The sequence below is a fragment of the Bacillus sp. TH25 genome, assembly GCF_016650935.1.
GTDB lineage: Bacteria > Bacillota > Bacilli > Bacillales > Bacillaceae_G > Bacillus_A > Bacillus_A mycoides.
In genome coordinates this window covers 742,795-763,790 of the sequence record NZ_JAEKEU010000009.1, presented here as the reverse complement: position 1 = coordinate 763,790, position 20,996 = coordinate 742,795, and the positions used below count along the sequence as shown (strand labels likewise).

At 34.6% G+C, this 20,996-nt stretch carries 22 protein-coding genes and 1 pseudogene; 17 read left to right on the top strand and 6 right to left on the bottom strand.

Annotation, left to right across the window (positions count from 1 at the left end):
- Positions 1 to 31 precede the first annotated feature (31 nt).
- The gene (locus JFT89_RS08475) at positions 32 to 1,153 is read right to left on the bottom strand and encodes an anti-sigma factor (RefSeq protein ID WP_201039749.1); all 1,122 of its coding nucleotides are present in this window, start codon (positions 1,151 to 1,153) and stop codon (positions 32 to 34) included.
- Positions 1,154 to 1,158: 5 nt separating this feature from the next.
- Complete coding sequence (locus tag JFT89_RS08470) at positions 1,159 to 1,644, bottom strand: RNA polymerase sigma factor (RefSeq protein WP_002011219.1); 486 nt, start codon at positions 1,642 to 1,644, stop codon at positions 1,159 to 1,161.
- A 136-nt stretch (positions 1,645 to 1,780) separates the two neighbouring features.
- Here JFT89_RS08470 and JFT89_RS08465 point away from each other — a divergent pair, with 136 nt between their 5' ends.
- Positions 1,781 to 2,683 carry an AraC family transcriptional regulator gene (locus tag JFT89_RS08465; RefSeq protein ID WP_002064180.1) on the top strand — a complete coding sequence of 301 codons (903 nt, stop codon included), beginning with the start codon at positions 1,781 to 1,783 and terminating at the stop codon, positions 2,681 to 2,683.
- 153 nt (positions 2,684 to 2,836) lie between these two features.
- Here the strand turns inward: JFT89_RS08465 and JFT89_RS08460 are convergent, their stop codons facing one another.
- Both JFT89_RS08460 and JFT89_RS08455 read right to left on the bottom strand, forming a co-directional pair.
- Positions 2,837 to 4,579: an ATP-binding response regulator gene (locus JFT89_RS08460; RefSeq protein WP_002064181.1), complete on the bottom strand. Its 1,743-nt coding sequence runs from the start codon at positions 4,577 to 4,579 to the stop codon at positions 2,837 to 2,839.
- 9 nt (positions 4,580 to 4,588) lie between these two features.
- Positions 4,589 to 5,290, bottom strand: a complete 702-nt coding sequence (locus JFT89_RS08455; RefSeq protein WP_002064182.1) for a response regulator transcription factor — start codon at positions 5,288 to 5,290, stop codon at positions 4,589 to 4,591.
- Positions 5,291 to 5,429: 139 nt separating this feature from the next.
- Here JFT89_RS08455 and JFT89_RS08450 point away from each other — a divergent pair, with 139 nt between their 5' ends.
- The 13 genes and pseudogenes from JFT89_RS08450 (at position 5,430) to aceA (ending at position 17,817) form a co-directional block, all read left to right on the top strand.
- On the top strand, positions 5,430 to 6,278 hold the full coding sequence (locus tag JFT89_RS08450; protein ID WP_201039748.1) for a CPBP family intramembrane glutamic endopeptidase: 849 nt from the start codon (positions 5,430 to 5,432) through the stop codon (positions 6,276 to 6,278).
- A 1-nt stretch (position 6,279) separates the two neighbouring features.
- Positions 6,280 to 6,636 (top strand): hypothetical protein, encoded by a 357-nt coding sequence (locus JFT89_RS08445; RefSeq protein WP_201039747.1) that lies wholly within the window; start codon positions 6,280 to 6,282, stop codon positions 6,634 to 6,636.
- 31 nt (positions 6,637 to 6,667) lie between these two features.
- On the top strand, positions 6,668 to 6,967 hold the full coding sequence (locus tag JFT89_RS08440) for a hypothetical protein (RefSeq protein WP_033706520.1): 300 nt from the start codon (positions 6,668 to 6,670) through the stop codon (positions 6,965 to 6,967).
- Positions 6,968 to 7,229: 262 nt separating this feature from the next.
- Positions 7,230 to 8,498, top strand: coding sequence for a M48 family metallopeptidase (locus tag JFT89_RS08435; protein ID WP_033706521.1), 1,269 nt, complete (start codon positions 7,230 to 7,232; stop codon positions 8,496 to 8,498).
- Positions 8,499 to 8,633: 135 nt separating this feature from the next.
- A pseudogene (locus JFT89_RS30885) lies at positions 8,634 to 9,413 on the top strand (MCP four helix bundle domain-containing protein); the annotation flags it as partial.
- Positions 9,408 to 10,361 (top strand): methyl-accepting chemotaxis protein, encoded by a 954-nt coding sequence (locus tag JFT89_RS30880; RefSeq protein WP_420042247.1) that lies wholly within the window; start codon positions 9,408 to 9,410, stop codon positions 10,359 to 10,361. The pseudogene JFT89_RS30885 and the gene JFT89_RS30880, both read left to right, overlap by 6 nt.
- 219 nt (positions 10,362 to 10,580) lie before the next feature.
- Complete coding sequence (locus JFT89_RS08425; protein ID WP_002166166.1) at positions 10,581 to 11,489, top strand: DMT family transporter; 909 nt, start codon at positions 10,581 to 10,583, stop codon at positions 11,487 to 11,489.
- A 77-nt stretch (positions 11,490 to 11,566) separates the two neighbouring features.
- The gene (locus tag JFT89_RS08420) at positions 11,567 to 12,244 is read left to right on the top strand and encodes an S-layer homology domain-containing protein (RefSeq protein ID WP_002011235.1); all 678 of its coding nucleotides are present in this window, start codon (positions 11,567 to 11,569) and stop codon (positions 12,242 to 12,244) included.
- 84 nt (positions 12,245 to 12,328) lie between these two features.
- The gene (locus JFT89_RS30715; RefSeq protein WP_016094567.1) at positions 12,329 to 12,544 is read left to right on the top strand and encodes an S-layer homology domain-containing protein; all 216 of its coding nucleotides are present in this window, start codon (positions 12,329 to 12,331) and stop codon (positions 12,542 to 12,544) included.
- Between the two features lie 518 nt (positions 12,545 to 13,062).
- Positions 13,063 to 13,713: an S-layer homology domain-containing protein gene (locus tag JFT89_RS08410; protein WP_201039746.1), complete on the top strand. Its 651-nt coding sequence runs from the start codon at positions 13,063 to 13,065 to the stop codon at positions 13,711 to 13,713.
- Positions 13,714 to 14,075: 362 nt separating this feature from the next.
- Entirely contained in the window at positions 14,076 to 14,738 is a 663-nt protein-coding gene (locus JFT89_RS08405; protein ID WP_201039745.1) for an S-layer homology domain-containing protein, read from the top strand.
- A 186-nt stretch (positions 14,739 to 14,924) separates the two neighbouring features.
- Positions 14,925 to 16,514, top strand: a complete 1,590-nt coding sequence (gene aceB / locus JFT89_RS08400) for a malate synthase A (RefSeq protein ID WP_033706522.1) — start codon at positions 14,925 to 14,927, stop codon at positions 16,512 to 16,514.
- A gap of 25 nt (positions 16,515 to 16,539) precedes the next feature.
- A complete protein-coding gene (aceA, locus tag JFT89_RS08395; protein ID WP_002134911.1) occupies positions 16,540 to 17,817 on the top strand; it encodes an isocitrate lyase in 1,278 nt (425 codons plus the stop codon).
- A 136-nt stretch (positions 17,818 to 17,953) separates the two neighbouring features.
- Here the strand turns inward: aceA and JFT89_RS08390 are convergent, their stop codons facing one another.
- Positions 17,954 to 18,448 carry a DUF6584 family protein gene (locus JFT89_RS08390; protein WP_002011284.1) on the bottom strand — a complete coding sequence of 165 codons (495 nt, stop codon included), beginning with the start codon at positions 18,446 to 18,448 and terminating at the stop codon, positions 17,954 to 17,956.
- Between the two features lie 279 nt (positions 18,449 to 18,727).
- Between JFT89_RS08390 and cspA the strand changes: the two genes are divergently transcribed.
- Positions 18,728 to 18,931 carry an RNA chaperone/antiterminator CspA gene (gene cspA / locus JFT89_RS08385; protein ID WP_002011282.1) on the top strand — a complete coding sequence of 68 codons (204 nt, stop codon included), beginning with the start codon at positions 18,728 to 18,730 and terminating at the stop codon, positions 18,929 to 18,931.
- Positions 18,932 to 19,047: 116 nt separating this feature from the next.
- On the opposite strand, the gene JFT89_RS08380 is transcribed toward cspA, so the two are convergent.
- The gene (locus JFT89_RS08380; protein ID WP_002064194.1) at positions 19,048 to 19,233 is read right to left on the bottom strand and encodes a hypothetical protein; all 186 of its coding nucleotides are present in this window, start codon (positions 19,231 to 19,233) and stop codon (positions 19,048 to 19,050) included.
- Between the two features lie 264 nt (positions 19,234 to 19,497).
- On the opposite strand from JFT89_RS08380, the gene JFT89_RS08375 reads away from it, so the two are divergent.
- Together JFT89_RS08375 and JFT89_RS08370 are read left to right on the top strand one after the other, a co-directional pair.
- Positions 19,498 to 20,079, top strand: a complete 582-nt coding sequence (locus tag JFT89_RS08375) for a competence protein ComK (RefSeq protein WP_002064195.1) — start codon at positions 19,498 to 19,500, stop codon at positions 20,077 to 20,079.
- Between the two features lie 238 nt (positions 20,080 to 20,317).
- Positions 20,318 to 20,914 (top strand): DUF4306 domain-containing protein, encoded by a 597-nt coding sequence (locus JFT89_RS08370; RefSeq protein ID WP_016094565.1) that lies wholly within the window; start codon positions 20,318 to 20,320, stop codon positions 20,912 to 20,914.
- The last annotated feature ends 82 nt before the right edge of the window (positions 20,915 to 20,996 follow it).

The following is a 20,996-nucleotide window of genomic DNA, read 5'->3' as shown; positions in this document are numbered from 1 at the left end:
TACTATTTTCTACACAACCTTTTCATTTTCACTAATCAAACCAATTCCAAACCTCAATATCTCCAAGAGTCGCATAACGTACATGCGGGGAGCTTTGTAATTTTAATAATTCTTTCGACGGCCCAGTAATGACAATGCCGTATACTTTTACGCCGTTATCTTTTACATATTTATAACGTTTATCTAAGTTCAGCTGACCCTCAGGTAGCATAGCAACTTTACTTACAGTTTTTTCATGCGCAGAAAGAATACGCATCATTTCAATAACTTTAGCCTCTTGTGTTTTCAGATTTTCTGTTTCATCATCAAGGAATCCTATATGTTCTGGAAATCCTATAAATTCGTCCCCAGATAGGATGAAATCTTCTTCGTTTATTCTTTCTTGTCCCGTATCTAAGGCGTACCATACAGGAGTTGGAGGGAGTTCTTGTGCTTCAAATACGCCATATAAAAGTGGTTCTAATTCCTGTAAAGTGTAAGGTTTGTCAAAAGATATTGCTACTTCTGCAACGGTTCCCTCATGTACCTTTGCAAGTGTATCCCAAACCTTTTTAGATGCTTCTTTCAAATAATCACCTTGTTTTATTTTTGGATGAACAAAGTGGATGTTCGGTTGATAGTGCATGTTCACCCAAGATTTATGTGTGATATTTAAAGAAGATAAGAAGCTGCTCGTTTCTATTGTACCGAGAGGCATTTCTTTTTTACCAATCGTTTTGACTAAATCAAATTGGCTGTTAGTTCGAAAGAAAGCTTCTACACTTGTTCCGCCCCCCATGACGCGGCTATTTGGGATAGTTGCTTCAAGTGCAAGAGAAGGAACATCTCTTATTTCTTTTAGCCTTTTATCATTATCAGCTTGAAAGTAAAAGGCAGATAATACCCCGCCGATTATATATATAACGATACAAATTGCTAGTATAAAACCAACCGTTTGTAACCGATGTTTCCACTTAATCCTCCAAAAAGGAACTTTAAGATCTTTTGGCGGTAACCTTTTCTTAACGGCTTCGGTCTTCGCAAGCAACTCATCCAAATGCACTTCACACTCTTCGCAAGTCTCAATATGACTCTCTAGCTGCTCTTGTTCATCATGTGTGAGCGTTCCTTTTTCGTATTTCGTCCACAGTTTTTTAAACTCTGCACAACCCATCTGTATCACTCCTTTATGCTTTTCGTTTCTTTTCGTCCTCGGTGTAATTCAATTTTTACTTTTGCTAACGAGAGACCAGTCATTTCTGCTATTTCCTTATAAGAGAATCCGTAGTAATCTCGTAGTAGCAACACATTTCGTTTTTCGAGCGGAAGAGAGGATATACTTTGTAACCAACTAGCAATCTCATGTTTTACGAAATAAGAGTGTTCTGTACTTGGCACGTTTGGTAAGTGGAATTCTTTAATTTGCGTTGTTTTATACTTCTTTTCTTTTCGGTACCAATCGATAAAGGCGTTGTAGGCGATTGTAAATAACCACGGCCTAATTTCTTCTCCTTTATAATAGTCAATATGGACGAGCATCCGGTAAAATGTTTCTTGCATGAGATCTTCAGCACTATGAGAATCTCCGGTTAGGGAGAGAAGATAGCGAAATAAATCTTGCATATGCTCGGAGTAAATTTCTTCTAATGATTGACTTTGTTTCACTACATTTCCCTCCCTTCATACATAACAACGAAATACATATAAAAAAGTTACAATTTTTACAGAATTATAGTAAAAAACGTCAAGAATTGGATAGGATTCTCTTTTATCATAATACATATAAGGCGGGTGAACAGAGATGGAAAGCTATGAAACACAAATTCAAAGGTCAATTGATTATATTGAGGAAGATGTAATGGAAAAACAAACGCTGCGTAATTTAGCACGTGTTGCAGGTTTTTCTGAGTCGCATTTTCATCGTGTATTCCAGGCGTTAGTAGGCGATACAGTAATGGAGTATGTTCGAAAGAGGAGGTTAGCCCGGGCAGCTTATCAACTTTCTCATACGGATGAAAAAGTTATTGATATCGCATTTGAGCATGGCTTTCAATCTCACGAAACGTTCACGAGAGCCTTTAAAAAATTATTTCAAATGACACCAAGTGAATATCGAAAACAAGAAATTGAAACACCAATGTATTATAGAGTGAATGTAAAACAAAGAAAATTAAATCCATATTTAGGGGGCATACAAATGGAATATCGTATTGTAAATAAACCAGAATTTTTAATGGCGGGTTATGAGCTGAAGACGACAAGTAAAGAAGGAAAAAACCATCAAGACATTCCAGCATTTTGGCAAGAATATTTACAAAAAGATCTTGGAACGACGATTCCGAATCGTAAAGATACGAGCCAATGGGTAGAGCTAGGATTATGTACTGATTTTAATTTAGAAACAGGGGACTTCACTTATATTATTGGAATGGAAGTTACAGACTTTGAAAATGTACCAAATGCAGTTGCAAAACGTACATTCCCATCCGCAACGTATGCAGTATTTACAACGCCGAAAGTTCCTCATGAAGAAATGGTATCGTCTATTCACCAAACGTGGAATGCAGTATTCTCAGAATGGTTCCCGCATTCAGGATATGAACATTGCGGAGTTACAGAGTTTGAACAGTACGATGAGCGTTGCCATGCAGATAAGAGTGAGTTTGCTCAAGTTGAGCTTTGGATACCAGTGAAGAAGAAATAATAGAAAGAAAGACCGTTCAAAAGGTATTTTTGGACGGTCTTCTTTTATTAATAGGTTGCTACTATTGTTGTATTTTATAGTTAAGTCGATATAATTTCATTTACTAGTGCGCTGCTCCGAAAAGAGAAAGGTGCTTTATAAAAGCACCTTTTTCTACGAACTAAACGGAAACACAAGTATAATCGTCGTTCCTTTTCCAAGTTCACTATCAATGAAAATCGTTCCGTTATGGGCATGAACGAGCTGTTTTGTAATGGCGAGACCAAGTCCAGTTCCGATGTTGCTTTCTTCTGTATTCGTTCCTCTGTAATATCGCTCGAATAGAAGTTCTTTCGTTTTATCATCCATACCTTTTCCATTATCTGAAATAGATAGTGTAAATGAATTTGCATTTTGCGAAAGTTTTACGATTACGTTTGTCGTTTCATTATTATGTTTTACAGCGTTTGCGAGTAGGTTTTCGATAATACGTTGGAACCATTTTTCTTCAATAAAATATTGGATTTTGCTTGAACTTGGCACGAATTCAATGTTTTGATTTTGTAGTGTCGGGTTATTAATAAATTGTAATAGTACTTTTCGGACGAACTGATTAATTTCAACATTTACGTGTTGCGCAGGAAGAGTATCATTTTTTAATTGATATGTTAAGCTTAAGTCGTCAATTAATGTAGTCATATATTGAGATTTTTCTTTCATTACATGGCCAAATTGTTGAATGTCTTGATCCGTCCAATTATATTGCTTCGATTCTAGTAATAATGCATAGCCGTATATAGAGCTAAGCGGTGTTTTTAGATCATGCGTCAGGCCAGTAATCCACTCTTCACGTGTTTGTTGCAGTACTTTTCTCATTGCATCGTTCTTTTTCAAAGTAATAGAAAGGTGCTCTAGTGAGTTTGTAACATCTTTAAATATGCGGAACGACCATTTTTCTTTACCGGAGCGCCGAAACCGAACAGGTTTGCCTTTTTTACTAACAGGTTCTTCATATTTTCCTCCGGCTATGTTTTTAAGCCAGCGCATCGTGTGTAATAAAGGCTTTCCAAACTTATTTCCATACCAAATTGAAAGAATGACTAAATAAGCAAACACAATAAGGAGGATTAAGCTGCATCCGATTAGAAGTTTCTTGGTAAATATATCATCTAATTCATCATCTGGATAATAATGAGCGTTTGGGGCGGATACAACGACGAGATGACCGCTATTTGAATCGTAAAAACTAGATGTATTTTCTTTATAATTCCACGGTTCTTTTTCATTAAGAGCCGTTTTTATAGCCGAAAATGTTTTTTTCTTCCCAGTTGGATAGGAAAAAACTTCTTCGCCATTGTTATTAAATATTTGCAGTGTTGCTTTTTCTTTAGAAAGTAATTGTTTTTCTTGTTCAGTTAATGCAAATTCATTTAATGATAAAGAAGGGTGTCCTTGTTGTATCGTTTTTAGTAATGCATTACTTTTTAGTTTGGCACCGTAAATAACGATCACTGGTTTCTTTTCTAATTTAATTTCCCAATAGTTAAATTTATAAATATTGTTGTTACTATTCTGTAAATACGTAAGTAAGGATGTCTTTGTGTATGAGGTCGGAACATCGTTAGGCGTATTAAAGTTGTAAAGGACCTTTCCATCTTCATCTACAATTTGAAGCCAATCACTCTTTTCTGTTATTAAATCTTTTACCTCAGATTTTAAAGTAATGTTATTGTCTTCAGAAGAAATATATTCGGAGATTGTAAAGGTATCATAATCAGAAATATTAGGTTCATATAAAGTACTATTAAGAAGAAAAATTAAATAAGAAAAAGAAGCAATTACTGCGATAAGTAACGTAACTAAGACAAAAACGTGTTGTAAAATAAACTGGATTATAAGTCGTTTATTAAAATTCATATCTTTAACCTACTTTGTAATGAACTTATAGCCAAGTCCACGAACTGTTTTTATGTATTCTGGTTTACTTGGATCTTGTTCAATTTTTTCACGTAGTTTTCGAATGTGAACCATAACAGTATTATCATCTCCATTATAGGCGGGTGCTCCCCAAACTTTTTCATATAATTCTTCCTTCGAAAATACGTAGTTCGGATTCTCACAAAAGAATAGTAGTAGTTGAAAGAGTTGAGCGGAACATTCGACAACGTTTCCATCTACTGTTAGTTCCGCAGAATGTTGATCAATTTCAAATCTCCCAAAAGAAAAGGAGTATATTCTTTGTTCTTGTATGTTTTGTTTCATATGTCTTCGGAGTTGAGCTTTCATACGAGCGACTACTTCTAGTGGATTAAATGGTTTCGTAATGTAATCATCCGCACCGTATGAAAATCCGGAAATTTTATCTACATCAGATGTTTTTGCTGTTAGGAAGAAGATAGGGCAATCCGTTTTTTGGCGAATGATTGGACAAATGTCAAAACCGGATTGTCCAGGAAGCATTACATCTAAAATAATTAAATCATAATTGTTTTGCTCGGTGAGAGATAAGGCTATTTCCGCAGATGTTGCAGTTGTAATATGAGAAAAACCTTCTTTTTCAAGAATGGTAGTTAGTAATTGTAAAATTGCTGTTTCATCATCAATGAGTAGAATATTTGCGTGATACATATGAATCCCTCCTAATTTCCTCGAATATCATATCATCTTTTTGTAACTTATGGAATTTTTAAGGAAATTTTAAGGTTTTCTTTCACAAAAAATTAAGATTCAAATGATATGATAAAAGTAACATGGGGAGGAGATGAATGTGAATCCGTTTCAAACGATGCGAGCTAGATATTTTTTAATTGTATTTGCACTATTAATTTTAATAGCACGAAGCAGTAATGAATTGCTAGAAAGTACATTTCATATACAAAATTCATCTTTTATAAATATGCTTATATTTTATATCCTTCCAATAATATGGATTTTTTACGGATATAGAAAGCATCGTGTTTCATTTTCATTATTTATTAATAGAAACGAAACATTTAACCTAGTGCAAGTTTTGTACATCGCGATTATGCTTTGTATGTTTAGTTACGGCTATCTTATTTTATATATGTACAGCTTTGCATGGATTACACCAGATTTTATTATGAATGCCTTGCATGAACCGATTATAGATAGTACCGGGGGATATGTATTTCAATTTATTAGGGTTGTATTTATCGCGCCTATTGTCGGAGAGTTTGTTTTTCGTGGATTTTTACTTCAGCGCTTTGCTGCAAAATGGGGAACGAGTATAGCGATGATTGCAGTGGCACTTTTATTTGCGATATTACATGTCGATTTTCTCGGTGCCGCCGTATTTAGTATCGTATTATCAATCGTATATATTCGTACGAAAAGCTTACTCATGCCAATTGCGATACATATGTTAAACAATACATTTGTACTCTGTGCATCTTTCCTAGTAAGTAGAGAAAAAATCATGAGTTTTGCAGATTTCTCAAACTATACGACGTTCATTCCAGGACTTATTATTTTTATAACAGGATTAAATTTAGTACTCATCTTTTTATTTGTTAACCGTAAATACTGGAGTAAAGAAGTGCCAGTTATATATGCAGAGCAGGAAAAAAACTTTTCAGACGTAGTGGGGAGTAAATGAGATGAAGAAGACGATTGAAAAAATATTGAAAGACATTATAGATTCTACGTCTATTACAGATATATGTGATAGAAACGTTTGCCATTGGCTTCAACCTGTAGTAGATACGATTGTGTTTCCAGAGTATTACTTATTTTCTAGTACTCATTTAAAAGAAAATATTATTTCTCTTCTTATTGTGTTAGGGGTTTTACTAATATTTGGTCTAGTTGTAGAAGAAATGATGAAGCGTATCTTCAGAAAAGATGAAGAGAAGTATATGTGGGTTCATAAAGTATTCGAGAAAGTAATAGTGGCTTTCCTTTTGTTTTATGGCATGAAAACAATCATTTACTTTATAGCTTTGAAACATCATTAATTCGAAATTTGAAAGGGATGTATAAAATTATATGAATGAAACAATATCATCAAATAAGTTTTTTTATTTGATTGTGCTTAGTATAGTGCTGATAACGACAGTCAATGTTATTCTTCGCTGGGAGGAAGCGTATTTCTTTATGTATTTAGCACTCCATTTGTTGGGAATATTATGTATAAGCGGCGGAATGGTTGCTGAAAAAAAGAGTGAAGAAAGCGTTAATTACATGTGTGTGACCGGTCTTATTTTACTTTTAGCTGTGCAAGGTATTATGAAATATAGTTCTTTTTCTCTGCAAGATTTTAGTTTATTAGTGGATGTACTTCCTTAAGGGGGCGCGTCATATTTCAAGACTATGAATATATACGCTATATAAAAGGCGCTGGTTTAATATGTGGGGTTGTAAGTACGTTTCTTATTCCAGATTATGAACCGAAGAAAGTGTCTAAAGGTAGGTAAAACTCTTCTTTTTGTAGAAGAGTTTTTTTATGTAAATAAAAGGATCTCGAGCAATTCGCGTAATAAGCTTGTTCTAATTTAGCATGTACGAACTTACAATAAGAATAGACAGGCAGCATAGAGGAGGGAATAGCGTGAGGAAAGTTATTGGGTGGTCGCTTTTTTTGTACGCTGGGTTTGCATTACTTATATATTGGTATTTATTTGGATGGAATCATGAACTCATTCCGGACATGTATAAAGGAACGAGTGCAGATCCAGAAACTTTTATGAATGCGAGGGAGCTTACGCTAAGTCAAGATTATTCGCGTGTGAAAAATTTACTGTTCTTTTTAGCGACGCCTCTTGAATGGATTATTTTATTATTTGTACTCGTGCTCGGTATTTCAAAAAAGTTTGAGAAATGGTCGAAGGAAACGACCAAAATAAATGTCTTACAAGTTGCGATTTATTTCTTTTATTTATCACTACTAACAACAGTTCTTGCATTACCGATGCAATGGATCGGGCGTAAAGTGTCCGTTGATTACGGCATTTCCACGCAAAGTACACAAAGCTGGATAAAAGATCATGTTATCGATTTTTGGGTGAATTATGCGACTATGTTACTCATTGTTACAGTTCTTTTATGGCTTATCCGTAAATTCCCGAAGAGATGGTGGTTAGCAGGATGGGCGCTCTCTGTACCATTTACAATCTTTTTAACGTTCGTGCAACCTGTTATTATTGATCCACTTTACAATGATTTCTCGACGCTAAAAAATAAAGAATTAGAAACGAAAATTTTGACAATGGCAGATAAAGCTGATATTCCAGCTAAACACGTATATGAAGTAAATATGTCGGAAAAAACGAATTCGTTAAATGCATATGTAACGGGAATTGGCCTTAACTCTCGCATTGTAATGTGGGATACGACGCTTAAGCAATTAAAAGATAAAGAGATTTTATTTATAATGGCTCATGAAATGGGACATTATGTTATGAAACATATATATTGGGGCGTTGGGAGTTATATTTTACTATCGTTTATAGGTATGTATGTAATTAGTCGAATTTTAAATTTGTGTATTCGAAAATGGGGAGATACGCTGAAAATTTCAAAAATGGCATGTTTCTCGATTTTACCTTTATTTTTCTTAATTTCCTCTGTATTATCTTTTGCATCACAACCAGCAACAAACTACGTTTCACGTATAGAAGAACGAGCGGCAGATCAATATGCTTTAAATATGACGAAAGATGGGAAGTCTGGTGTGAAAACTTTTCAATATTTATCAAAAACAAGCTTAAGCCAAGTGAATCCGCCTGCGTTAGTGAAATTTTTCTTATATACACATCCACCAATTTTCGAAAGAATTCATACGTTTGAACAATATGAAAAACAAAAAAACAAGAAGTAGCGATTATGCTACTTCTTTTTTATAGAAATATAAGTTTAGTATTGGGAATATTTATCATTGCTTTTTATTGTGATTTTGTAAATAATAAGCTATAAAATTCTAAAAATCTATATATAAAGGAATAAAGGTGGAAATATGTATTTTTTACAAAATTTAAAAGTGAAACATAAATTATTCTTACTTATCTCATTAGCAGTTTTGGGCATGGCAATTATGAGTTGTGTAGCAATTAATTCTATTAATAAGATTAAGCACGATACAGAGGTTGTAGTAGATGATTATCAAAATTCTGCAGTTTTATTAGAAGGAATGCTTCGTACACAAAATTCACTAGAATATAACTTACTAGAATTAATTACAACGTCACAAAATGAGGGGACAAATAAAGAAGGGATTATTGGTAATGTTGAAAAGGATCTTAAAAAATATGATTCTTTATTAAAAGAATATGATGATGGCGTTAATTTAAGTAAGCAAGAGGATGAGCTGTTTCAGAAGATGAAGAAATCTTTGCCAAGTTATATGGAGACATATAAGAAGTTGTTTGACAAAGCAAAGGGAACAAATGAATCTCAAATGGTAAACGAATTTCAAAAGGACTTAAAACCGAAGGGAGTAGAGTTAGCTGGTTATGCTGTAGATTTAGAAGAGTATGTTTCAAATTTAGCTGACCAAGTATTTAAAGATTCTCAAAAAATGATAGATCGGTCCGTTATTACCTTTATCATTCTTGCAGTAGTTACTACAATCATTATATGTATAGTAAGTTATATTATTAGCAAACTTATAGTTGCTCCTTTACAAACGGTTAGTCGTATGATGGAAAGAGCAAAAGAGGGAGATTTAACTGTACATGGTGATTATAATGCTAAAGATGAATTAGGTATATTAGTAAGTGATTTTAACGAGATGATTGCAGGGCTAAGAACAAATATGCAAGAAGTAGAGAATAATATTCAGCTTTTATTCCAACATGCAGACGGAGTAGTATCTGCATCAGAAGTATCTAGCGGTGCAGCAAAGAAAATCACTATGGATATTGAAGAAGTTGCCAATGGCGCAGAGAGCCAAATGCAAGCAATGGAACAAACTGCGGGTGCGATGGAAGAGTTGACACAAGGAATGCAGAGCATAGTGAATACATCATCCTCTGTAAATGAATTGTCTGCTCAATCAGCATTAGATGCAGAGAGTGGTAACAAATTAATGAAACAAATGATTCAACAGATGGATACAATCCAAAATTCAGTACATAGCGGTGTGAAACAAGTAGAGACTATGAAAGAACAATCAGAAGAAATTGTTAAAATCATTGATGTTATGCAAGGTATTACCTCTCAGATTAACTTATTAGCATTAAATGCCGCAATTGAGGCTGCACGTGCTGGAGAAAGTGGTAGAGGATTTGCAATTGTGGCAGATGAAGTAAGAAAATTAGCAGAACAATCTAGTGATTCTGCAAAACAAATTGAGAAACTTATTATTCAAGTTATGGGAACAACGAACCATACGGTACATATGATGGGGAAAGTAGATACTGAGGTGCAGGCAGGTACTCAAGTAGTAATGCATACAGAAAAAGTATTTGGAACAATTACAGAAAAAGTGCAGCAAGTATCTGAGCAAATTCAAACGGTATCTATGTCTACAGATGAAATTGCAGCGAGTAGTGAGGAGATTTCTGCTTCTACAGAAGATATGGCGCAAATTTCTCAAAGGTCATCTGATCGAACTGATAGGGTAAAAGAGTCTATTCAACAGCAAGAAAAATCAGTTCAAGAAATCTCAGTTTCAATTGAGCATCTGCATAGCGTAGCAGGAGGATTAAAGCAGATTGTTTCACAATTTACTCTTCAAAAATAGTATATTTAAGTTTATATATAGTGAAATTCCTCTGAATAAATAGCAAAAAAATCATCCTTTATAAGAAATAAAGGATGATTTTTTTATTATGAAGATTTGGTGTGAATTCTACTTTTTACATTCTATTTTTTTACAGTTTTTCAATTGTGATATATAATGATATATAATGTTTTTAGAATTTTTAGTTTATAAAGAGATGATTGTAGGGGGAGGAGAAAATTGTTTCATTCAAAATCAATGCCGGCTATAAAAATGATTCTTTCGATGTCTATTTTCGGATCGATTGGATTTTTTTCTGTCCAAACGGGTTTACCATCTTTTGAATTAGTATTTATTCGTTGTATTTGTGCGACTTTATTTTTAACGCTATGTTGGTTTGCAACAGGACAATATAAAAATGAGAAATGGAATAAAAAAGAAATTGTGCAAATATTAGCGTGTGGCGTATTTCTCGTTTTTAACTGGGTGTTTTTATTTAAAGCGTTTGAACTCATGTCGATTACAATTGCGATTTCAGTGTATCATCTCGCTCCAATTATCGTATTAATGATCGGTAGTATCGTATTTAAAGAGAGGCTAACAGTATTTGCTGTTATGTCCATTGTTATTTGTTTTATCGGCACAGTGTTAGTAGCTGGAGTGGACGGTAGTATGTCGCTTGAGAAATTAATGTCATCTGGAATGGTATGGGCACTTCTTGCGGCTTTATTTTATGCTTTTACCACGTTACTAGGAAAGGGGATTCAGCATACGAGTGCATATGCGATGACCTTTTTACAAACGTTTTTAGGCATATTTTTATTGCTACCATTCGTAGATTTCGGACATTTTCAAGGATTAACAGAGATGAACTGGATGATGATCACAGCGACAGGTCTTATACATACTGGGTTTGTATATTACTTATTTTTTGACAGTTTAAGAGATTTACCGACGAGACTTATTTCTGTATTAGTGTTTTTAGATCCTGCTGTTGCAATTTTGTTAGATACGATCTTTACCGGTTTTAGACCGACTAGTATGCAAATTGTAGGGATTATTCTTATATTTGTAGGAATGGCGTTTACTTTTCGAAAAACGAAGGATGAAAAAGTGGTGGTAAAAGAAAATACGTATTATGAAGTGTGAAAAATTACCTCCTATCGTATTGAGAATTTTCTTATTTTTTGTACAATATAAAAGTAGGAAAATAAAGGAAGAGGCGGATGAGAGAGATGAAAAAGTTATTAAAGATAGCGACATCATTAACTTTAATAGGGGGGATATTTGTTAGCGGTAATATTGTTTCAGCAAATACAGATGGAATTCAACAATCTCCACCTCCACCTGATATTATGCTAGAATTTGATGATTTAGCAAATGATCATTGGGCTTATAATGAAATTATGAATTTAGTATATCACCGTATTATGTATGGATATGGAAACGGTAAGTTTGGGGTAGAAGATAATATAACACGTGAACAAGCAGCAGCAGTACTACATCGCGCACTCAATTTAAAAAGAAGTCCATTTGAAGAGAATCCATATGGAGATATTAGTGGGAAATCAACAATGTTCCCTTACGAAATTTTACATTTAACAAGCCTTGGTATTTTTAAAGGAGACGAAAATGGGAATTTCCGTCCGAAAGCAACATTGACTCGTGCAGAATTAGCACAAATTTTAACGAAAGCATATACGTTAAAAGCAAAGCATCCGCATACATTTACAGATATACTAGAAAACTACTGGGCAAGAGATGCAATTAGTGCATTGCAGTCTAATAAAGTCGTGGTAGGAACCGGAGATGGTAAGTTCGAGCCTGAAATGCTCGTTACACGTGGGCAATTCGCTAAGTTTTTACAACAAGCAATTTATAATTCACCAGGGAAATGGGAATAAATAAGAGTATAAAAAAAGTACAAGTAGATTAATCTGTACTTTTTTGTCTGAAAGATGAAGTTTTTAGAAATAAAGGTTTTCTAAGTGAAAGAAAAACATACATTTACTGACATACCAGAAAACGATTGGGCTAAAGATGCGATAAGCACCTTACAATCTAATAAAGCTATAGTTGGAACTGGTAATGGTTTATCCCGCTATTTGTGGGTAGTAAAACTCCTGCCTCAAAATTCAGGTGGAGCAAAGAAGTTAGGTGGGAGCCCTGCTGCCCGTAAACGCCCGATTGGTGAGAGCCAATAATCAGTGGGGGATGAACAAAACCCCCACTGATTAAAGTTTCACTTTATTTGAACGAGAAAAACTTGTAACCCGTGAACAGCATGCGAAGTTCTTAAATAATGCAATTCATAGATTCTACGCAAACGATTAATCTATGAAGATCGAAAAAAGCGCAAATATGATATTTGCGCTTTTTTTGTCTATAAAGTGAAATTTTTATAAGTGAAGGACTTGATTAGTAGATAGTAGAATATTGTATATATAACATCTTTGCAAAAGCTTTTGTTTATCCTTTTTGAAAATCAAACAGAGAAACTAGAGCGCAAAGATGAGAATATATCTTCAAATGATTTGCATGCAATTCAGAATACCAATTGGAATTGAGAGCGAATTGGCTCTCCTAGTAATCTTCAAAATAATAGATGTTAAAAATGCAATATATTACATAGGGCTTGCAAATACAGCATATGTAATATGGGGAAAGAATTTAGTCTATTATGTTCCACTTTTAATAAAGTGGAAATGAAGGAGCGAGGACTATGAAGAAAAAAATGTTCCGTATAATGGCGGCAGCGACTATTATGGGTGGATTATTGGTAAGTGCAAATTTTCCTAACATAAAAGCAGAAGAATATCCTGAAATGATTGTATTTGACGATGTCCCAGTAAACCATTGGGCATATGATTATATTCTAGATGCGGCATATAATAAAATTATGCTAGGTTATGGAAATGGAAAGTTTGGTGTAGGTGATAACGTAACACGTGAACAAGTGGCGGCAATACTGTATCGCGCACTTAATATAAAACATGAAGGACCGTTAAAAAATCCGTATAATGATATTTCTGAAAGATCAACAATGTTTCCAAATGAAATTTTAGCATTAACAGAACGCGGTATTTTTAAAGGTGATGAGAAGGGGAACTTTAGACCTAGAGAAACAATAACACGTGCAGAAGTAGCGCAAGTTCTTACACAGACATATTCCTTTGAAGTGAAGAAACAGCATACATTTAAAGATGTACCAAATAATTACTGGGCGAAAAATGCAATTAGTGCCTTGCAATCTAATAATGTCATAGTAGGAACAGGAAATGGAAAGTTTGAACCGCATAAAATTGTAACACGTGAGCAATATGCAACATTTTTATATAAAGCTATTATTAATTTTCATTTGAAAGATGAATAACATGAAACGGAAGTTTTTAAAAATATAGTACAAGAAAAATAAAATTATATTAATATATCATATTTCTTTAAAAAAAAGCGCGGAAATTACGCGCTTTTTTCTTATTTTAAATTGTTTATCTGTATATTTATTCTGCTGTTCATAGTTCGGTGGTTAGTATTTATGGAAAAAAAAGGTTAATTATAGTTACTTTTTATGGGAAAAAAGCACGATTTAGTAACTTTATTGTTAATTAAGTATAAAGATAAGTATATGAAATACAGTTCACAAATTAGACAAACATTATATGGATAAGTGTATTGTTACTTTTCCATAAATTCTTTATATTAGAAAAAAATATGTTTTTTTAGGGAGAGAATACAGTGAAGAAAAAGATTTTAAAAGTAGCAACAGCTTTAACAATTATGGGTGGAATTGGGTTAAGCGGACAAGGTACTACAGCAAATGCTGAAGTAGCTGTGAAACAACAACAAGCTGCTCCTGTTACATTTAAAGATGTACCAGCAGGACATTGGTCTTATGAAGCAATTCAAACTTTAGCAGAACAAGAAATTATGCTTGGTTACGGAAATGGCGTGTTTGGTTTTGGGCATAATGTAACTCGTGAACAAGTAGCTGCTTTAATTTATCGTGCACTGGACCTTGATGAAGAATTTGGTGAAGATGAGGTATTAGAAAGCCCGTATAATGATATTGTTGATGATAACTCAACGATGTTTCCTTTTGAAGTTTTAGCGGTAACAGAATTAGGTATCTTTACAGGTGACGAGAATGGAAACTTCAGACCAAAAGCTACATTAACACGTGCAGAAATGGCACAAGTTCTTACAAGAGCATTTGGGTTAAAGGTACAAGGACCAGCAGGATTTAAAGATGTACCAAAGGGACATTGGGCAGAAAATGCGATTAATGCAGTAGGTTCAAATGGTATTTCAGTAGGAGATGGAAAGGGTAACTTCGCTCCGAACATGAAAGTAACACGTGAACAATATGCGCAGTTCTTATTTAATTCAATGTTTAAATAAATAATAAAAAAGGAGCCGGTGTTGTATAACACCGGCTCCTTTTTATGTGTAATGCCGGTGGAAGAATACAGTTTTGTAAAAAAACCATTAAATTTCCAAAAAAACTTCCTTTTCTGAAGATTTGTTATATAATATAAAACATAAAATCAAATCTGTTATAAGACAGTTTAAGAAGGGGATGCTAATATGTCGACGCAAACTTCACGGGTTACACTGGCCGGAGAAATGTTACCAGCGTACAACGAAATATTGACACCTGAGGCGCTTAGTTTTTTAAAGGAACTGCATGAAAATTTCAATGAACGCCGCACGGAACTTTTAAAAAAGCGTGTGGAGAAACAAAAAAGAATTGATGCAGGGGAGTTTCCTAAGTTTTTAGAAGAAACAAAGCATATACGTGAAGGGGATTGGACAATCGCCCAGCTTCCGAAAGATTTAGGGGATCGCCGCGTGGAGATTACTGGGCCGGTGGATAGAAAGATGGTCATTAACGCTTTAAATTCAGGAGCACATCTTTTTATGGCAGACTTTGAAGATTCGAATGCACCAACTTGGAGAAATGCTGTCGAAGGTCAAATTAACTTACGAGATGCGAGTAAGGGAACGATCTCACATAAAAATGAAAACGGAAAAGAATATCGTTTAAATAGTAAAACAGCTGTATTAATTGTGCGTCCGAGAGGGTGGCATTTAGAAGAAAAACATATGCAAGTTGACGGCAAGAACATGTCTGGCAGTTTAGTAGATTTTGGCTTGTACTTTTTCCATAATGCAAAGGTGCTTTTAGCAAAAGGAAGTGGCCCGTACTTTTACTTACCGAAAATGGAAAGTTACTTAGAGGCAAGATTATGGAATGACGTTTTCATATTCGCTCAAAAGTATATCGGCATTCCGAACGGAACGATTAAAGCGACTGTGTTAATAGAAACGATTCACGCTTCATTTGAAATGGATGAAATTTTGTATGAACTAAGAGATCATTCTGCTGGTTTAAACTGCGGACGATGGGATTATATATTTAGTTTCTTAAAGAGCTTCCGTAATCATAATGAATTTTTACTTCCGGATAGAGCGCAAGTCACGATGACAGCGCCGTTTATGCGCGCGTATTCTTTGAAAGTTATTCAAACGTGTCATCGTCGTAACGCGCCAGCAATCGGAGGGATGGCGGCGCAAATCCCAATTAAAAATGATCCAGAAGCAAATGAGGCTGCTTTCGAGAAAGTGCGTGCTGATAAGGAGCGCGAAGCTTTAGACGGTCATGATGGGACTTGGGTTGCCCACCCGGGACTTGTACCGGTTGCAATGGAAGTATTTAATCACATAATGAAAACGCCAAATCAAATTTTTAGAAAGCGTGAAGAAATACGTGTAACAGAAAATGATTTATTAGAAGTACCGATGGGAACGATTACAGAAGGTGGTCTTCGCACGAATATTAACGTCGGTATTCAATATATTGCATCTTGGTTAAGCGGGAGAGGAGCAGCTCCAATTTATAACTTAATGGAAGATGCGGCAACAGCGGAAATATCAAGAGCACAAGTATGGCAGTGGATTCGTCATGAGGGCGGGAAGCTAAGTGATGGCCGTAATATCACTTTTAAATTGATGGAAGAATTGAAAGAAGAAGAACTAGCAAAAATAGAAAGAGAGATTGGTCAGGAAGCATTTAATAAGGGGAGATTTGAAGAAGCTACAAAACTGTTTACAAACCTTGTTCGTAATAACGAGTTCATGCCGTTTTTAACATTACCGGGTTATGAAATTTTATAAGAAACAAGAAAAGGGGATGGAACATATGAAAAACGAAAGAATTGATAAATTGCAGGAAAGCTGGGAACTAGATACGCGCTGGAAAGGGGTAACACGTCCATATACAGCTGAAGATGTAATTCGTCTGCGCGGATCGATTGATATTGAACATACGTTAGCGCGCTGCGGTGCAGAGAAGCTTTGGAAATCACTTCATACAGAAGATTATATTAATGCACTTGGGGCATTAACAGGAAACCAAGCGATGCAACAAGTGAAGGCTGGATTAAAAGCAATTTATTTAAGCGGTTGGCAAGTAGCGGCAGATGCGAACCTTTCTGGACATATGTATCCTGACCAAAGCTTATACCCGGCGAACAGTGTGCCAGCTGTTGTAAAACGAATTAACCAAACACTTCAACGTGCTGATCAAATTCAGCATATGGAAGGTAGGGGTGATACGGATTATTTCGTCCCAATTGTGGCGGATGCTGAAGCTGGGTTTGGTGGACAGTTAAACGTATTTGAATTAATGAAAGGGATGATTGAAGCGGGTGCATCTGGCGTGCACTTTGAAGACCAATTATCTTCAGAGAAAAAATGCGGGCATTTAGGCGGAAAAGTATTATTACCGACGCAAACAGCGGTGCGTAATTTAATTTCGGCACGTCTTGCTGCGGATGTAATGGGTGTACCAACAATTATCGTCGCAAGAACAGATGCAGATGCGGCAGATTTAATTACGAGCGATATCGATCCAGTTGATCAAGAGTTTATTACAGGTGAAAGAACGCCAGAAGGGTTTTATCATACGAAAGCAGGTCTTGATCAAGCAATTGCACGTGGTTTAGCGTATGCGCCGTATGCAGATCTCGTTTGGTGTGAAACGTCGGAGCCAAATTTAGAAGATGCAAAACGCTTTGCGGACGCAATTCATAAGAAATATCCAGGGAAGCTACTTGCTTACAACTGTTCCCCTTCTTTTAACTGGAAACAAAAATTAGATGAAAAAACGATTGCAAGCTTCCAAAAAGAAATTGCATCGTACGGTTATAAATTCCAGTTCGTAACGCTTGCTGGATTCCATTCATTAAATTACGGCATGTTTGAATTAGCGCGTGGTTATAAAGAGCGCGGCATGGCAGCGTACTCTGAATTACAACAAGCAGAGTTCGCAGCAGAGAAATACGGTTACTCTGCAACGCGCCATCAACGCGAAGTAGGAACAGGATACTTTGATGAAGTAGCACAAGTGATTACAGGCGGTACTTCATCAACGACTGCTCTAAAAGGATCCACAGAAGAAGAACAGTTTACGAAATAAAGGTATAAGTAGGTGCCCCAAAAAATATTTTTGGGGCACCTTTCTTATTTATTATTACGTCGCTGACATTGTTAAACTTTGTCGGAAAGTTGATGTAATTTTATTTGTCGTCGTATTGTGGGACGTTCACTTCTATTTAAAATATCCAATCCAATATAGTGAATATACCAACGATAGCAGTAAAAAGAAGAAATGCGAATAATGATAGACAGCCCCATGTAAATAGTTTGTCTTTCCATGTTTCTTCATAATCATCAATTAGTTCCTCTATCACTTTTTTCTGCAATGGCTGTAAGGGTCGTTCGGTGTGTAGTCCTGTAATAATGTTACGATCTCCTTTGAATTTTAAAGCACGTACAATATGATAAGAGTCGTTTCCCATCGATTTTTCAAATTGTAGACATGCCGCGTGCATAACATCTGTTTTCTCTTTTTCAAGATACCAATACCGTCCAGCCATTTCTGGGTATTGTAATGTAAAGTAAATGTCACCGAGTTTTTTCCTAAGTGCTAATTCATTCGGATAAGTAGTGATTAATCCGTGTAATCTATCTCTTGCTTTTCCAAGGTTGTTATTTTCAATATCTTTTTCAATTCTCTTTAATGTTTTTTTAGGGATTATTTCTGTCATACACGCCTCCTTATTAGAATAGGTGTGGTTATATTTTATAAGAAATACTAAAATTTAGAAATTTTATTTTTAAAAAGGATTGTACATTCTATTTTAAGTATGCTATGATAATACCAGTTGAATAATTAAATTAAGCAATCCATATATTATCAAATGCCGAAAACAAACGGGGAAAAGTATGTGAGAACTAGTTTATGTTTCGTATTTGATAATGTGTGGATTCTTTTTTTATACATGAAGACTAAATAATAAAATGTATTTTCTTAGGAGGAAATAATTATGACAGTTACAGGACAAGTAAAATGGTTTAACAACGAAAAAGGCTTCGGTTTCATCGAAGTTCCAGGCGAAAACGATGTATTCGTACATTTCTCTGCAATCGAAACTGACGGTTTCAAATCTTTAGAAGAAGGCCAAAAAGTTAGCTTCGAAATCGAAGATGGCAACCGTGGACCTCAAGCTAAAAACGTAATCAAACTATAATTTTATAGTTTATTATAGAAAAAAGGATGGCTTATGCCATCCTTTTTTTTGTTGAATATGAAGAACAATGAACTGATAATCGATATGTAAAAAGGCTTTCCGCAAAGGAAAGCCTTTTAGTGTTCCTTCACAGCTTTTTTCTTTTCGCGTTTCTTACATTCTGGACATTTAGATTTACGAAAAGGCTTCGAGAAGAACAGTAAAATAAAAAATAAACCGAATATAATACTCGCTGAATTTTTTACGATAACAATGCTACTATTTTTCATTTGAATTGTTGGATGATCTTGCTTTTCTTCCATGAGAGACCTCCGTATATTTGATTTATATTTTAATTATAGCAAAGTTGATTGTTGTAATGATGTGAAAAGAGGGGGCGATTATAAATAATTTTTATATAGTCATTAACGTGTTTATTTTCATATTATTATTTTGAGATTTATAAAATGTTTGATAAATGATAAAAGATTGTAAAAAAGCGTAATCTGTAAACCATTTCCTTTTCATAGGTGCTAAAATTATATATGCAGCTGCTAATATAAATGGAAAAAAGGAGATAGTAGACTATGGAAAGTAAAGTAGAACGTTATGTCGAAAACTATGTTGTAAGCAAAAATACAATGGCCTTACTTCCTGTTGTTCTAGGAGAAAAGAAAGTTGTTACGCGAATTGTTGAAATGGAAGATTCTTTTTTCGTATTTCAAAAGCCTCTTGATATTATAGAGAGAAGTTGCCGGAAACATGGTTCTAGTTTCTTTGGAAGAAAAGAAGGAACGAAGGAGTTAACTCGTATTACACATAAAGCTCCTATCGCAATTAGTCCGACAGATCAACTTTATTTTTTCCCTACGTATTCTTATTCTCGAAAAGAGTGTGCGTGGTTATCTCATTTTCATATTGAAGGTAATAAAGAATTAAAAGATGGAAATCTTATTATTAGATTTATAAATGGCTTCGCTGTGAAACTAGAAATGTCAAAAAGTAGCTTTGAAAATCAGCAAAATCGTACAGCGAAATTGCGGACAGAATATGAAGACCGTAAGAAAAAACAAGGGAATCCTTGCTTTAAAGAGATTGATAAAAATGAAGAATCTAAATTAACACCAGCATATGAGAACGTGTATTTCGTGAAGGAAGGCGAAGTGTAAGAGGGAAAGGATGGGGAGACTCATCCTTTTTGATTTCGTTATATATACTATTTACACGGTAAGATTCATAAATAAAACAAGGTTAATTTCCTGAATTTTTGTTCTCTAATAACTTAAGGTAATATACAATATAAGGGTTATTTTCCTAAATATACTTAATGTAGTGTGATTATATCTCATTTTATATTCGCGGTATACAGGATAGTTCTTTCCTTATTATATAAAAAAGGGGGCTGTTATGTTGAAAAGGACCATGTTATTTTGGGCGCAATATATTCTTGTGTTGCCTATATTATTTCTTACCTTTATGTTTACTGGTTTCGTTGGGAGTCAGTTAATGATAGGTGCTGATAAACAACATTTTATTTTTACGCCTCAAAATGCAACAGAATATAGTCAAATTAGTGAAATTGATAAATTGCTATTTGCTTTTTCAATTCAACCAGTTGTCACCATAGTATTTCTTCTATCGATCGTGTACGTACTGACACTTATTATCTTTCAAATGATTGAATGTAAGAAGCAAAGAAAGATATTACATAGCTTGCAATATATGATTCTCATACCAATTTTTCTTTACGTGTGGTTAGGGACGATGCAATTTTCCGCAGTTGATTTAACTTGGATAGATAATTGGCAAGAGCACCTTATATTCACTCCTACTACTATAACGAATGAGCAAGGGATATATACGATTGATAAGTTTTTATACAAATTTCGAATGCTACCTATTCCAAGTACAGTATTAATACTATCTTTCTTATATTTATTAATACTTATCGTGATTGATAGTATACGCTTACTAAAAAAGTTTCTTGTAAGAACTAGTCATTAGAAAAGGAGAATTGTTTGAAGGTATAACAATTATTTGTCATTACTCATTTCCATATAGGTAGAAATAACCTTACGCGTAGTAA